The following is a 14,079-nucleotide window of genomic DNA, read 5'->3' as shown; positions in this document are numbered from 1 at the left end:
CGCCCTGCTCACCAGGGGATTCGGAACCGGTGGCGGCGCGGATTGGTGGCGATGTGCACGAACTCGGAGCCGTCGACGGGAGGCGCGGGGCGCGTACGGGCACGGCTGACGGCCCCGCCGCCAAGGTCGGCGGAGGGGCCGTCAGCCGTGCGCGGGGGGCCGGTGGGGCGCGGCGGTCACACGCCGAGGAGGCCCAGGGGTGCGCTGGTGGGCCGGCTGGAGCCGCCCGGCGGTTCCGCGGTGATGCCGACGCCGTCGGCGCCCCGCGGTCCGCCGGTCAGCAGCATCGCGCCACTGGAGCGGCCGGTCTCGACGAGTCCGGCGGGCACCATCGAACCGTCGCGGCTGTACCAGAGTTCGTAGACCCGCCCGCCGGGCAGCGCCGGCAGGCCGTGGTAGAGGAACGCGGTGCGGCCCTGCCGCTCGGAGGCCACGACCGTCCCGCTGCCGCCGCCCTTGAGCGCCGTGGTGTGGAAGGTGGCGTCCGGGGCGGCCAGCAACGCGCTGACCGCCGCCGCCTGTTGCTCGGCGCGCACGCCGCGGTCCCGCTGCGCGTCGGCGTCCTGCCGGGCCTGGACGGCGTACCCGCCGGCGACCGCGGCGGCCACCAGGCAGGCGGCGGCCGCCAGATAGGGCAGCCGGTGCCGCATCCGCCGGCGCATCGGCACCACGTTCGCCGCGTGCTCGGCCGGCGGCAGCTGCCGGACCTCGGGCAGGGCGGCCATCACCCGGGTGCGCAGGGCGGCCGGGGGGACCTCGGCCACCGCCAGGGCCAGCCGGGCCGCGGTCTCCTGGAGCTCGCGGACCTCCTGGGTGCAGGCCTCGCACCGGTCGAGGTGGCGGGCGAACTCCGCGGCCTCCCGGCCGGTCAGCGCGCCCAGGGCGTAGGCGCCGGTCAGGGTGTGCAGTTCGACGGTGCTCATGCCGATACCCCCAGGCAGTCGCGGAGCCGGATCAGCCCGTCCCGCAGCCGTGTCTTGACCGTTCCCAGTGCCGTGCCGAGCAGGTCGGCGGTCTCACGGTAGGTGTACCCGCGGTAGTAGGCGAGGGTCACCGACTCCCGCTGGAGCTCGGTCAGCTGTCCCAGGCAGCGGCGGACCTGCTCGCGCTCCAACCGTCGTTCCACCTGCTCGCTGACCTCGTCGAACGCCGCGGTGTAGCCGTGCACCGCGGCCCGGTGGTCGCGGTCGGCCGCGGCCTGGGCCGAGCGCACCCGGTCCACCGCGCGGCGGTGCGTCATCGTCATGATCCAGGCCATCGCGCTGCCCTGCCGCGGGTCGAAGCGGGCCGCGGACCGCCACACCTCGATGAGCACCTCCTGCGCGACCTCCTCGGACTGGGCCGGGTCCCGCACCACCCGGCGCACCAGGCCCAGCACGGTCCCGGCCACCGCCGTGTAGAGACTCTCGAACGCCTGCTGATCGCCCCGGGAGACGCGGTCGAGCAGGGACTCCAGGGCACCGCTGTGCGGCGCTGAGGAGCGGTCGCCGCGGCGGGCTGCGACGGGCATGGACACCTCCGGACTGTGACGTGGTCACAGCTGATTCGGCGCCGGGTGACACCTGGATTGGTGGAGAGAGGGATTCTTGCCGATGGCCCGGCGGTCGCCGCACCCGCCCCTGTCCCTCCAGGCCCCGGCCCGCGCGGCCCCGGCCCGCCGGCGGGAGGCTACCGGCCGAGGTCGCGCAGGATCTCGCGGGCCGCGCGGGCGCCGGAGGCCAGCGCCCCCTGGACCGAGCCGGTCGCCCGGTGGTCCCCGCACACATAGCGGCCGGTGCCGATGCGCGAGGGCCGGCTCAGCGGCTGCGGCGGCAGCATCGCGGGCAGCGCGTCATGGACGGTGCGGACGGTGAGCAGCTCCCATGCGTCGGTGTCGGCGTCGTAGGCCTCGGCCAGCGCCGTCCGCACTCCGTCCTCCCGTCCCGGGGTGTCCGCGCCGAGCACCGAGGTGGCCACCAGGCTGTAGCCGTCCGGCGCGTAACCGGGGACCACCTCGCTCAGGACGCAGGTGTGCAGGAACCGCCGGCGGACGTCGACGAGCAGGGTCGGCTCAGCCAGCGGGGTCGCCGTCGACACGTGGTAGTAGGTCGTGACCTCGCGGTGCGGCGGGATGTACAGCCCGGGCAGCAGGGAGGCGGCCGCGGCGGCTCCGGTGGCGACCACGACGGTGCGGGCCGGGAGGTGCTCGCCGCCGGCGGTCATCACCCCGTCGTCGGTGAGCCGGGCGACCGGGCGGTCCAGCCGCACCGTGTCCGGCGGCAGGACGCCCGCGAGCTGCCGGGGCACCGCGCCGATGCCGTCGCCGGGCAGGCACAGGGTGCCGCGGATCATGCTGCGCCACACCAGGTGGAAGAAGCGGCTGGAGGTCTCCAGTTCGTCCTCCAGGAAGATCCCCGACAGGAACGGCCGGAAGAACCGTGCGACGAACTCCTCGGACACCCCGGCCGCGGCGAGCGCGGTGCGGGTGGTGCGCTCCGTGCCGCGCTTGAGGAGGGCGGCCGGCGCCAGCGCGTCGCGGGCCGACAGTCCGCCGAGCGCCAGCAGGTCCCGGGCGCCGGCCAGCCGGCCCGGCAGCAGATCGGCCGCCCGGCGCGGCTCGCGGCTGGGGTCGGTGAAGCGCAGCCGGCCGCTGCCGGTGTGCACGAGCACGGCCGGCGAGAAGGGGTGCAGCCGCAGCGCACGCCGCTGGATCCGCCGCTTGACCTGGGGGTAGGCGGTGTTGAACACCTGGAAGCCACGGTCGATGACGAACCCTTCCACCCGGTCCGTACGCATCCGCCCGCCGACCCCGTCGGAGCCTTCGAGGACCTGGACGGCCAGCCCGGCCGACCGCAGATCGGCGGCGCAGGCGAGCCCGGCCGCTCCCGCGCCGACGACCAGGACATCGACCGCACTGCCGGCTGCCGTCATGGGGCACCGCCTTTCGCCTCGGGCACCGTGTCCGCACGCCTCGGGCCGGCGGGGCCGGTGCGCCGCTGTGGGCTCTTCGTACCGTCCCGCCGCGGCGCCCGGCCGGATGCACCGGAATTCCCGCGCGTCGCACCCGGCCGCCCGGCCGGGACCTGCGCGAGGATCGCCGTCGGGGCACGAGGCACGGAGAGGACCGGGTGTGCGGGACGCGGATGCCGTCATCGTCGGCGCGGGAGCGGCCGGGCTCTCGCTCGCCCACCGGCTGTGCGCCCCCGCGGCGGGCCCCGGGCCGCGGGTGCTGCTGGTCGACGCGCCGCCCGGCCCCCGCACCCCGCCGGAGCGCACCTGGTGCTACTGGGAGGCGCCCGGCGGCGCCTTCGACGGCGCGCTGACCGCCTCGTGGGAACGGCTGCGGGTCCACGGGCCCGGTGGTGCGGCGACCGTGGGCAGCCCCGCGCCCTTCCGGTACAAGATGCTGCGCTCGCGGGACTTCGAAGCCCTGGTCGGCGCCCGGCTCGCCGGCGCGGGCGGCGTCGCACGGGTCGAGGCGACGGTCGATCACGTGCGGGACGCGCCCGGCGGGGCCGAGGTACGGGGGCGGGACGCGGCGGGGCGGCCGGTGCTGCTGCGGGCGCGCTGGGCCTTCGACTCCCGCCCGGCCGGCCGCCTGCCGTCGGCCCGCACCACGCTCCGGCAGCACTTCCGCGGGTGGTTCGTGCGGACCCGGCGCCCCGCGTTCGACCCCGCGACGGCGGATCTGATGGACTTCCGCACCCCGCAGCCCGCCCACGGACTGTCGTTCGGCTATGTGCTGCCGCTGGACGAGTGTGCCGCGCTGGTGGAGTACACCGAGTTCTCCCGCCGCGCCCTGGACACCGCCGGCTACGAGCGGGCCCTGCGCCACTACACCGAACAGGTGCTGCGCCTGGGCGCGTTCCGGGTCACCGGGACCGAGCAGGGCGTGATCCCGATGACCGACGGGCGCTTCCCGCGGCGGGGCGGGCGCGCGGTGTTCCGCATCGGGACCGCGGGCGGCGCGACCCGCCCCTCGACCGGGTACACCTTCGCCGCGGTGCAGCGGCAGAGCGCGCTGATCGCGGCGGCCCTGCGGGCGGGCCGGACGCCGCTCCCGCCGCCCGCGCACACCTCGTGGCACCGGGCGCTGGACGCGGTGCTGCTGCGGGCGCTGGACAGCGGACGGGTGGACGGGGCCGAGTTCTTCGCCGGGCTGTTCCGCACGGTGCCGACGGCGCGGCTGCTGCGGTTCCTCGACGGCCGCTCGCGGCTGTGGGAGGACGTCACCATCGGGCTGCGCACCCCCGTGCTGCCGATGCTCCGCACCGTCGCCGAACTCCCGCTGCTGCCCCGCCGTGCCGCGCCCTGGTGACCGACCCCCACCCGCACGGGGCGCCCGCCGCCCCTCCTACCGACCCCTTGAGGAGGGCTCGTGACACCTCGACAGCGGCACGACGGGGCCGCGCGACGCGGACGTGACCGGCGGGCCCACCGGCTGCCGGGGCCACCGGGGCGGGACCGGGCCGCGCCCGAGGGGCCGGGCGTGGCGGTGATCGGCGGCGGCATCGCGGGCCTCGCCGCCGCGACGGCGCTGGCCGAGCGGGGTGTGCGGGTGACCCTGTACGAGCGGGAGCGGAGCCTCGGCGGCCGGCTGGCGGGCTGGCCGGTGCGGCTGGCCGACGGCTCGCGGGCGACGATGAGCCGCGGCTTCCACGCCTTCTTCCCGCAGTACTACAACCTGCGGGGGCTGCTGCGGCGGGCCGACCCGGGGCTGGAGGTGCTCCGGCGGCTGCCGGACTATCCGCTGCACCACCGCTCGGGCCTGCGGGACAGCTTCGCGCGGGTGCCGCGGACACCGCCCTGGAGCGCGCTGGGCTTCGCGGCGCTCAGCCCCAGTTTCGGCTGGCGGGATCTGGCGCGGATGCGCCCCGGGGCGGCGCTGCCGCTGCTTGACGTGCGGGTGCCGCAGGTCTACGAGCGGCTGGACCGCACCAGCGCCTGGGACTTCCTCGACCGCATCCGGTTCCCCGAAGCCGCCCGGCACCTCGCGTTCGAGGTGTTCTCCCGGAGCTTCTTCGCCGATCCGCGGGAACTGTCGGCCGCGGAGCTGGCGTTGATGTTCCACATCTACTTCCTGGGCTCCAGCGAGGGCCTGCTGTTCGACGTGCCCGGCGAGCCCTTCCCGCAGGCCCTGTGGGAGCCCCTCGGCCGGTATCTCGCCGGGCACGGGGCGGCGCTGCACACGGACACGGAGGTGGCGGGGGTGGAACCGGCGGCGGACGGCGGGCTGCGCGTCGCGGTGTCCGGGGAGCGCGCGGAGCGCCGGTTCGAGGCGGTGGTCCTCGCGTTGGATCCCGGCGGGCTGCGCCGGCTGGTGGGCGCCTCGCCCCGGTTGGGGAACGCGGCCTGGCGGGCGCGGATCGGGCGGCTGCGGACCGCGCCGCCGTTCCTGGTGTCCCGGCTGTGGCTGGAGCGGCGGGTGTACGCCGACCGGCCCGGCTTCCTGGGGACCAGCGGCTACGGCTCCCTGGACAACGTCAGCGTGCTGGAGCGCTGGGAGGGCGAGGCGGCCCGCTGGTCCGCCCGTACCGGCGGCTCGGTGCTCGAACTGCACGCCTACGCGGTGTCCCCGGACGCCGACCGGCCACGCGAACAGCGCGGTCTGGTACGCCAGTTGCACGCCCTCTACCCGGAGACCCGCGGCACCCGGATCGTCGACCGGCGCCACGAGTGGCGGGCGGACTGCCCGCTGTTCCCGGTCGGCGGCTACGGCGACCGGCCCACCGTGCACACCCCCGACCCGCGGCTGGTGGTGGCGAGCGACGCGGTGCGCACCACGCTCCCGGTGGCGCTGATGGAGCGCGCCGCGACGACCGGGTTCCTCGCGGCCAACGCCCTGCTGGCGCGCTGGGGCGTGCGCGGCCAGACGCTGTGGACGGTGCCGGGCAGGGGGCGTTCGGCGGTGCTGCGGTGGGCGGCCGGACAGTCCGGACGGTGAACGGGGGCGCCTTCCGGACGCCGGGCGGGCGGCGCCTCAGTCCGGGAGGCGTCCGCTGCTGCGCAGCTGCCAGCGGCGCTCGGCGTAGGCCATGTCGTCACGCCACAGCCGGGCCGCCGCGGCGCGCATCAGCGGGCGCAGAGCGGGCGCGGCCGCGCGGGCCAGGGCGAATCCCGGGCGCCGGGAGGTGGCCACGATCGCCTCGACGACGGCGGTGCGCGGGCGTCCCCGGTCGTCCGGGCCCAGTGGCGTGGCATGGCTCTCCACCACCGAGCCGCGCCCCTCACCGGCCACGATGTGCATGACCACGGTGCGCGGCTCGGGGGCGGTGAACCGCGCCGTGACCGGCACGACGGCCCGGCCGGCGACCTTGAACGAGACCTCGACGGTGAGGCCTTCGGAGGGCTCGCCGCCGGCCGGGGAGTCCGCCACGGTCAGGTCGGCGAAGGAGTAGGGGTGGAACCACGCGCCGTGCCAGGGGTCGAGCCGGTTGGCCACCACGTCCTCGGGTTCGCAGACGCCGGTCGCGGTGTGGACGGCGGCGACGGTTCCGGCCGGCCGCGGCCGGACCGGGAGGACCGGCTGTGGCAGCGGGAGTTCGCCGCCCGCCCCGTCCAGCCGCACCCACGCCAGCAGTCCGTCGTCGTGGGCGGGGAACGGCTCCCAGCCGGCGAACGGGGCGCCGTCCAGGGCGAGTCCGTGCCACCGGCAGCGCAGCACGCCGCAGTGCACCGGGCCGAGTGCGAGGGGCGCGCCCAGGTGGGGGCACGCGCCGGGGCCGGCGACCAGCCGCCCCGCGGCGTCGCGCCAGGCGACGACCTCGATGCCGGCGACGGTACGGCCGAAGGCGCGGCCGGGGGCGATGTCGCGGGCCGCGCCGAGGACGAACCAGTTGCCGGAGGGGCGGGCGAGCGCGGCCTTCACGGCGTCGGCGATGACCGCGGGCCGGGCGTCCCGCCAGGTGGGGCGCTGCTGTGCCCAGGGCTGCGGCCGCCGCAGCCGCAGCGGGAGGCGCGGACGGGGCGCCCGGCTCACGAGGCCTCCTCCGGCACCCGCGCGGGAGCGGGCCGCGGGGCCCCACCGGGCGGTGCGGCGGACCGTCCGGCGGTGAGGCGGGTGGCGGCCAGACGGGCCAGACCGCCCGCGGCGGTGGCCACCCGGCGCCGGCGGGAGACCACCGCGCGGCGGTGCAGCACGGCGTAGCCGTCGTCGCGCACGGCGTCGAGGATGGCGCGGTAGAGGACGTACGCGGTGCGGATGCACGGGCGCGCGGACGGTTCGAGCAGGGCGAGGCCGGGCGCCGCCTCGCGGTAGACGCCGTGGGTGAGGTCGGCGGCGGCCATCAGGGCCGCGGTGATGCGCGGGTCGCGGGCGCCGGTGTCCCGGCTCCAGCGCAGCAGGTGGCGGTCGACGCCGTTCGCCGCGAGCAGGTCGGCGGGCAGGTAGATCCGGCCCCGGTCGAGGTCCTCGCCCACGTCGCGCAGGAAGTTGGTGAGCTGGAAGGCGATGCCGAGGGCAGCGGCGTGCGGCGCCGCCTCCTCCTGCGGGACGACCGTGCCGAGCACCGGCAGCATCTGGAGCCCCATCACCGCGGCCGAGCCGTGCATGTAGTGGCGCAGGTCGGCGTAGGTGGGGTAGTCCGTCACCGTCAGATCGCTGCGCATGGACGCCATGAAGTCCAGGAAGTGGCGGTGGTCGATGCCGTACCGGGCGGCGGTGTGCACCACCGCCCGCACCACGGGCTCGGTGGTCGGGGCGCCGCGCAGGCCGTCCTCCAGGCACTGCCGCAGGGCGTCGAGCGCGGCGGCGCGGCCGTCGGTGGTGCGGCCGGCGCCGGGCTCGTCGACGAGGTCGTCGGCCCAGCGGGCGAAGCCGTACAGGGCATGGACGGCCGGGCGGCGGGACGCGGGCAGCAGCCGGGTGGCGAGGAAGTAGGTCTTGCCGTGCCGGGCGTTGAGCCGGCGGCAGTGGGCGTAGGCGTCGCGCAGGAGCGGGTCGGTGACACCTGCGGCGTCCAGTTCGCGGTCGGTCATACCGGGATGCCTCTCTTCGCGGGGCGGAACGGGCCGGGGGCGCGGCGGGGCGGCCGGAGTCCGGTGATCCGGGCGGCGGCGAGCTTGCCGGAGAGCAGGACGGTGGGGATGCCGACGCCCGGGGTGGTGCCGCAGCCCGCGAGCACGGCGTTCTCGGTGCCGCGCACGAGGTTGCGGGGGCGGAAGGGCCCGGTCTGCGCGAAGGTGTGGGCGACGGAGAACGGGGTGCCGGCGGCGAGTCCCTGGGCGGTCCAGTCGGCCGGGGTGACCAGGTGCTGCTCCTCGATGGCGGCGCCGATGCCGGTGAGTCCGCGGCGCTCCAGCACGGCGAGCAGGCTGTCGCGGTAGCGGGGGGCGAGGTCGTGCCAGGTGCGGGCGCCGGGGCCGGTCTCGGTGTTGGGGCAGGGCGCCAGGATGTAGTGCAGGTGGCGGCCGGGCGGGGCGAGTTGCGGGTCGGTGGCGGTGGGGCGGGTGAGCAGCAGGGAGGGGTCGCTCATCAGCCGGCCGGTGCGGGTGAGTTCGTCGAAGGTGCGCTCCCAGGCGGCCCCGAAGGAGAGCGTGTGGTGCGCCAGCTGCGGCCAGGTCCGGTCGGTGCCGGCGTGCAGGATCACCGCGGACGGCGCGTGGCGCAGGGGCAGCGGGCGTCGCGGCCGGCGGCCGAGCAGCCGGTGGACGACGGGCAGATCCGGGGTGAGCACCACCGCGTCGCAGGGGATCCGCTCGTGCGCGGTGAGCACGGCGGTGATCCGGTCGCCGGCGCGCTCCAGGCGGGTCACCGGCTGGCCGTAGCGGAAGGCGGCGCCGGCGTCCGCGGCGGCCTGGGCCATCGCCTCGGGCACGGCGTGCATGCCGCCTTGGGGGAAGTACACCCCGGCGATGGTGTCCATGTAGGCGATGACGGCGTAGGCGGCGAGGGCGCGGGCCGGCGGCACCCCGGCGTACAGCGCCTGGAAGGAGAAGACCCGGCGCAGCCGCGGGTCGGGCAGGAAGCGGCCGATCCGGGCGTCGAGGCGGCCGAACCCGCCGAGGGCGGCGAGCCGCACCAGGTCGGGGTGGAGCAGTTGGAGGGGCGAGTCGAAGTTGGTGTCGATGAAGCGGTGCCGCTGGACGTCGTACATCTGCCGGAGCCAGTGGCGCAGCCGGCGGTAGCCGTGGGCTGCCCGGGCGCCGGCGAACCGTTCGACCTCGGTCTCCATCGCCTCCGGGTCGGTGTGCACCGCCAGTTCGCTGCCGTCGGCGAAGCGGGCGAGGTAGGCGGGGTGCAGGGCCCGCAGGGTGAGCCGGTCGGTGAGGCGTTCGCCGACCGCGGCGAACGCCTCGTCGAGGAGGTCGGGCATGGTCAGCACGGTGGGGCCGGTGTCCATGCGGTAGCCGTTGCGCTCGATCCGGCCGGCCCGGCCGCCGGGCCGCTCCTCGCTCTCGACGACGGTCACCCGGCGGCCGGCGCCGAGCAGATGCAGGGCGGCGGACAGTCCGGAGAGTCCGGCGCCGACCACCACCACGTGGTCGGTGCGGCCCGGGACGGCTCTCATACGGCGCTCCGTTCGGCGCGGCGGGTCGGGACGAGGGGTGGAACAGCGGTCCGGTGCGGCGGGTTGAGCGGTGGTCAGACGGCCCGGAAGACGAGTGCGGCGTTCTGGCCGCCGAAGCCGAAGGACGTACTGGCGGCGGCGGACAGCGGGGTGCGGCGCGGGGCCTTGGCCACGATGTCCAGGTCGATGTCGAGGTCGCGGTCCTCGTGGTTGGCGGTGGGCGGGATGCAGGACTCCTGAAGGCTCATGACGGTGACGGCCGCCTCGATGGCACCGGCCGCGCCGATGGCGTGGCCCAGGGCGCCCTTGAGGGAGGTGACGGCGGGCGGCGCGCGGAAGACCGACCGCAGGGCCCTGGCCTCGGCCAGGTCGTTCAGCCGGGTGCCGGTGCCGTGCGCGTTGACGTGGTCGATGTCCCCCGGCGCCAGACCGGCGTCCGCCAGGGCGGCGGTGAGGGCCGCCGCGGCGCCCCGGCCGTCCGGGTCGGGGGCGGCGTAGTGGTAGGCGTCGCAGGTCGCCCCGTAGCCGGCGAGCTGCGCCCGCGGGCGGGCGCCGCGGGCCCGGGCGTGCTCGGGGTGTTCCAGGACCAGGACGGCGGCGCCCTCGGAGAGCACGAAGCCGTCGCGGGCGCCGTCGAACGGGCGGCAGGCGCCCGCCGGGTCGGCGACGCGTGCGGAGAGGGCGCCCATGCGATGGAAGCAGGCGGCGGGGATGGGGTGGCGGGCCGACTCCGCGCCGCCGGCCAGCACGAGGTCGCAGCTCCCGGCGCGCAGCAGATCGCGGGCGACGCCCAGCGCGCTGCTGCCGGAGGCACAGGCGGTGGACACCGCGAAGTTGGGGCCCTTGGCCGTCAGGTCGAGGGCGATCTCGGCGGCGGCCATGTTGGGCACGCTGCGGGTGACGGCGAGCGGCGAGATGTCCAGCGGGCGGCCGGCCGCGAGCTTGGCGAACTCGCCGACGTAGCGCTCCATGCTGGCCGTTCCCGTCCCGATGACCACGCCGACCCGGGCGGCGTCCCACTCGCCGGGGACCAGGCCGGCGTCGGCGACGGCGTGCCGGGCGGCGAGGAGGGCCATGGCGACGAAGCGGTCCAGCCGCCAGGCGGCCTTCCGGCCGACCAGCCGCGCGGTGTCGAAGTCCGGCACCTGGCACGAGATGTCCACCGGCAGGCCCGCCAGCTCCGGGTCCCGGGCGGCGGTGGACCGGCCGGTGAGCAGCTCGTCCCAGGTGGCCCGGGCGCCGATACCGGCCGGGCTGACGACGCCCAGCCCGGTGACGGCGACCTCGCGGCAGGGGCCGGGCATCAGCGGGTGCTGTTCGGCGCGGCCGTCAGCGCCCGGTCGGCCCCGGACCGGTCGGCCTCGGAGCGCTCGGCCTCGGCGCGGTCGATGAGGGCCGCCAGCCCGCCGATGGTCGTGTGCAGCGGCACGTCGTTCAGCGTCACCCCGGTGCGCTCCTGGAGCATCAGCCCCATCTCGACCAGGGCGAGGGAGTCCATGCCCAGTTCCTCGAAGGTGCGCTCGGGGGTGACCTCGGACGGGTCGAGGTCGAAGGTCTCGGTGAGGGTGGTGGTGATCAGCTCGGTACTGGTGGGCACGGGTGACTCCTTCGGTGGACGGGACGGTGCCGGCCGCGGGTCCCGGCCGCGGTGCCGCCGGGCGCGGGACGCCGGTGCGGACCGGCCTCCGGTGTCCGTGCGCGGGCGGGGGCCGGGCGGACGCGGACGGGGTGCGGCATCGCGGCTCCGGACGGGCGGGCGGCACCGCGGGCGGTGCGCGGGGGTCGGTCGGCGCGCCTTCCACTGTCGCCGACCGGGTCCCCGGGGGCGGGGCGTGAAGGCACCGCCGAACGAGTGGCTCCGCGCCCGGTGGCGCGGGTATGCGTCACCGGTCCGCGGCCAGGGCGGGCGCGGCGGGCGCAGGTGCGGCCTCGTGCGCGTCATCGGGACGGGGCGGCCTGCCGAGCCAGCGGGCGGCCGCCGCGGCGGTGAGCAGGGTGACCGCTCCGGCGACGACGGCGGTGAGCGTCATCGCGTCGGTGAAGGCAGCGCGGGCGGCGGACAGCACCCCGGCACGCAGCGCCGGGGGAAGCTGCCGCGCCTGTGCCGGGACGGACAGCATGCTGTGCTCGGCCGCCGCCGTCACGCCCGCGGGGGCGTGCAGGCCCGTCAGGGACGTACGGAACCGGGCGGTGAAGACGGCCGCGAGCAGGGAGCCCTGGACGGCCACGCCGAGGGCGGAGCCGACCTGCCGGGTGGCGTCGTTGATGGCCGAGCCGAGACCGGCCCGTTCGGTGGCGACCGAGCCCATCACCGACTCGGTGGCCGCCGCCGCGACGAGGCCCGCGCCGACGCCCGCGATCAGCTGGAAGGCCGCGCAGTGCGGATAGCCGGAGTCGGATGCGGTGGCGGCCAGGACGGCGAAGCCGGCCGAGACCAGGGTCAGTCCGGCGACGACGGGGACCCGTCCGCCCAGCCGGTTCCGCAGGGGGACGGCGCAGCCGGCGCCGAGGGCCAGTCCGCCCGGCAGCGGCAGCGTCCGCAGACCGGCCTGCCAGGGGCTGAAGCCGAGCACGCCCTGGAGGTAGAGGGTCAGCACGAACAGCGCCCCGAACATGGCGAAGGACATCAACGCCAGGGCCGCCGCCGCCACTCCGATGCCCGGCACCCGCAGCAGCGCCAGCGGCAGCATGGGGGCGGGCGTGCGCAGCTGATGGACGACGAAGGCGGCCAGCAGCAGCGCGGCGGCGGTGAATCCGGTCAGCGCCGCCGGGCTGGTCCAGCCGCGGTGCGGGCTCTCGGTCAGCGACCACACCAGCGCCAGCAGCCCCGCGGCGGACAGCACGGCGCCGGGCACGTCGAAGCCGGCGCGCCGCACCGTGCGGGACTCGGGCACCAGCGCCAGGGCGAGGACGACGAGGACGCCGGCCAGGGGCAGATTGATCCAGAAGGCGGCGCGCCAGGAGAAGTGCTCCACCAGCCAGCCCCCGATGACCGGACCGCACAGGCCCCCCATGCCGCCGACCGCGGCCCACGCGGCGATCGCCCGGCCGCGCAGCCGGGGTTCGGGGAACAGGTGGTGGAGGACCGCCAGGGTCGCCGGCATCAGCAGCGCGGCCCCGGCTCCCATGACGCAGCGGGCAGCGATCACCTGCCCGGGGTGGCCGGCCAGCGCGCCCACAAGTGAGGCGCCCGCGCAGACCGCCACTCCGCAGACGAAGGAGCGGCGCCGGCCCCACGCGTCGGTGAAGGCGCCCACGGCGAGCACCGTGCCCCCCAGGACGACGGCGTAGCCGTCCACGATCCACTGCACCTGCGCGGTGGAGGTGTCGAGGTCGCCCTGGAGGCCGGGGACGGCGACGTTGAGGACGGTCAGATCCAGGCCGAGCATGAACAGCCCGAGGCACACCACGGCGGCCGCGCCCGTGCGCCGGGCGCCGGCCCGCCCGGTGGCCGTCATGCCGTGGCCACCGGGCGGCGGGCGACCGTGCCGAGGACGCCGGTGAGGTGCCCGACCAGCTCCTTGGCCGCCGTCTGCGGGTAGTTGTGCCCGCCGGGGAAGAGGTGCACGTCGGCGGGGGTGGTGACCAGGTCGTTCCAGGCCTGGAGCTGGCGCGGGCCGGTGACCGGGTCGTGCTCGCCGCCGTAGAGCACCAGGGGCACCGGGAGGGGCGGCTCCGGGTGGTGCCGGTAGTGCAGGAGCAGCAGCAGGTCGGCCAGCAGCGGGGTGCAGGCCGCGGCCATCAGGCGGGCGTCGGCGAGCAGTTGCTCGGGGATCGGGCCGACGAGTTCGTCCAGGCCCGCGAGGCCGGCCGTCAGACGGGGCGGCAGGTCCGCGGTGTAGGCGTCGAGGTGCGGCGCCGACAGCGAGGACACCGCGAGCAGCGCGGGCGGGCGGCCGTGGGTGCGTCGCAGATGGCGGATCGCCTCGTAGCCCAGCAGCGCGCCCGCGCTGTGGCCGAAGACCGCGTACGGCCGGGGGTCGGTCCAGTCGTCGAGCACCGCGGCCAGCCGGGCGCTCAGATAGGCGGGATCGGTGAGCGACGGCTCCCCGGCGCGGGTGCCGCGGCCGGGCAGTGCCACGGAACACAGCTCGACCCAGGGCGGCAGCAGCGGCGCCCACCGCAGATAGCACTCCGGGCCGGCCCCGGCGGGCGGCAGGGCGTAGAGCCGCAGCGACGCCTGCGGGCGGGCGGCCAGCACCACGCGTTCGGGCACCGCCGACGCCGCGGCCGGCACCGTGGTCGACCCGTGTGTGCCACCGACACCCATGACTCACGCCCTTCGCCTCGCGCTCCACCGGCCGCCCCCGGCAGGGCCGCGCCCGGCCGTGCGGTTCCGGCCGGGCACCGCACCGATGCCCACGCCGACCCTGCACTCCCCCGCCCGCTCACTCCACACACCACGCACGGCGCCGGGCCCCTCTGACACCAACGGCGGCAGCCGCCGCCGTCCGCGGGCGCCGGTCCCGGGGTGCGGGCCGGGCCGCACCGGGCCGCCGGGCGCCGTCCGTTCGGGGGCCGCCGCCCCCTACCCCTAGTACTTGAGAGTTAGGCGGGAAGTGCGCTCCGGGGCGGGACGTGGACCAACCGG

Annotated in this window: 12 protein-coding genes; 2 read left to right on the top strand and 10 right to left on the bottom strand. The window is 77.1% G+C overall.

The genetic code is table 11. From position 1 onward, the window contains the following. Positions 1-176: 176 nt before the first annotated feature. From IEY78_RS13960 to IEY78_RS13950, 3 genes are all read right to left on the bottom strand, one after another. The gene (locus IEY78_RS13960; protein ID WP_189098046.1) at positions 177-923 is read right to left on the bottom strand and encodes an anti-sigma factor; all 747 of its coding nucleotides are present in this window, start codon (positions 921-923) and stop codon (positions 177-179) included. Then, positions 920-1,510, bottom strand: a complete 591-nt coding sequence (gene sigK / locus IEY78_RS13955) for an ECF RNA polymerase sigma factor SigK (RefSeq protein WP_189098045.1) — start codon at positions 1,508-1,510, stop codon at positions 920-922. Before sigK ends, IEY78_RS13960 begins: the two co-directional genes overlap by 4 nt. Positions 1,511-1,668: 158 nt before the next feature. Continuing rightward, positions 1,669-2,910 (bottom strand): NAD(P)/FAD-dependent oxidoreductase, encoded by a 1,242-nt coding sequence (locus IEY78_RS13950; protein WP_189098044.1) that lies wholly within the window; start codon positions 2,908-2,910, stop codon positions 1,669-1,671. A 199-nt stretch (positions 2,911-3,109) separates the two neighbouring features. On the opposite strand from IEY78_RS13950, the gene IEY78_RS13945 reads away from it, so the two are divergent. Both IEY78_RS13945 and IEY78_RS13940 read left to right on the top strand, forming a co-directional pair. Beyond that, positions 3,110-4,297: a lycopene cyclase family protein gene (locus IEY78_RS13945; RefSeq protein WP_189098043.1), complete on the top strand. Its 1,188-nt coding sequence runs from the start codon at positions 3,110-3,112 to the stop codon at positions 4,295-4,297. A gap of 60 nt (positions 4,298-4,357) precedes the next feature. Next, on the top strand, positions 4,358-5,923 hold the full coding sequence (locus IEY78_RS13940; protein ID WP_189098041.1) for an FAD-dependent oxidoreductase: 1,566 nt from the start codon (positions 4,358-4,360) through the stop codon (positions 5,921-5,923). A 36-nt stretch (positions 5,924-5,959) separates the two neighbouring features. On the opposite strand, the gene IEY78_RS13935 is transcribed toward IEY78_RS13940, so the two are convergent. From IEY78_RS13935 to IEY78_RS13905, 7 genes are all read right to left on the bottom strand, one after another. Continuing rightward, positions 5,960-6,958: a DUF5914 domain-containing protein gene (locus IEY78_RS13935; RefSeq protein ID WP_189098039.1), complete on the bottom strand. Its 999-nt coding sequence runs from the start codon at positions 6,956-6,958 to the stop codon at positions 5,960-5,962. Further along, positions 6,955-7,956, bottom strand: coding sequence for a phytoene/squalene synthase family protein (locus IEY78_RS13930; protein ID WP_189098037.1), 1,002 nt, complete (start codon positions 7,954-7,956; stop codon positions 6,955-6,957). The genes IEY78_RS13935 and IEY78_RS13930 overlap by 4 nt, the downstream gene beginning before the upstream one ends. Next, positions 7,953-9,488 carry a phytoene desaturase family protein gene (gene crtI, locus IEY78_RS13925; protein WP_189098035.1) on the bottom strand — a complete coding sequence of 512 codons (1,536 nt, stop codon included), beginning with the start codon at positions 9,486-9,488 and terminating at the stop codon, positions 7,953-7,955. The genes IEY78_RS13930 and crtI overlap by 4 nt, the downstream gene beginning before the upstream one ends. A 74-nt stretch (positions 9,489-9,562) precedes the next feature. Beyond that, positions 9,563-10,792 carry a beta-ketoacyl-[acyl-carrier-protein] synthase family protein gene (locus IEY78_RS13920; RefSeq protein ID WP_189098033.1) on the bottom strand — a complete coding sequence of 410 codons (1,230 nt, stop codon included), beginning with the start codon at positions 10,790-10,792 and terminating at the stop codon, positions 9,563-9,565. Beyond that, positions 10,792-11,085 (bottom strand): acyl carrier protein, encoded by a 294-nt coding sequence (locus tag IEY78_RS13915; protein WP_189098031.1) that lies wholly within the window; start codon positions 11,083-11,085, stop codon positions 10,792-10,794. Before IEY78_RS13915 ends, IEY78_RS13920 begins: the two co-directional genes overlap by 1 nt. Before the next feature lie 286 nt (positions 11,086-11,371). Continuing rightward, positions 11,372-12,946, bottom strand: coding sequence for an MFS transporter (locus IEY78_RS13910; protein ID WP_229699932.1), 1,575 nt, complete (start codon positions 12,944-12,946; stop codon positions 11,372-11,374). Continuing rightward, positions 12,943-13,758 carry a thioesterase II family protein gene (locus IEY78_RS13905; RefSeq protein ID WP_189098029.1) on the bottom strand — a complete coding sequence of 272 codons (816 nt, stop codon included), beginning with the start codon at positions 13,756-13,758 and terminating at the stop codon, positions 12,943-12,945. The genes IEY78_RS13910 and IEY78_RS13905 overlap by 4 nt, the downstream gene beginning before the upstream one ends. Between the last annotated feature and the right edge of the window lie 321 nt (positions 13,759-14,079).

Origin of the sequence: Streptomyces kronopolitis, assembly GCF_014646275.1 — a bacterium.
GTDB classification, from domain to species: domain Bacteria; phylum Actinomycetota; class Actinomycetes; order Streptomycetales; family Streptomycetaceae; genus Streptomyces; species Streptomyces kronopolitis.
This window is presented reverse-complemented; position numbering and strand designations above follow the sequence as displayed.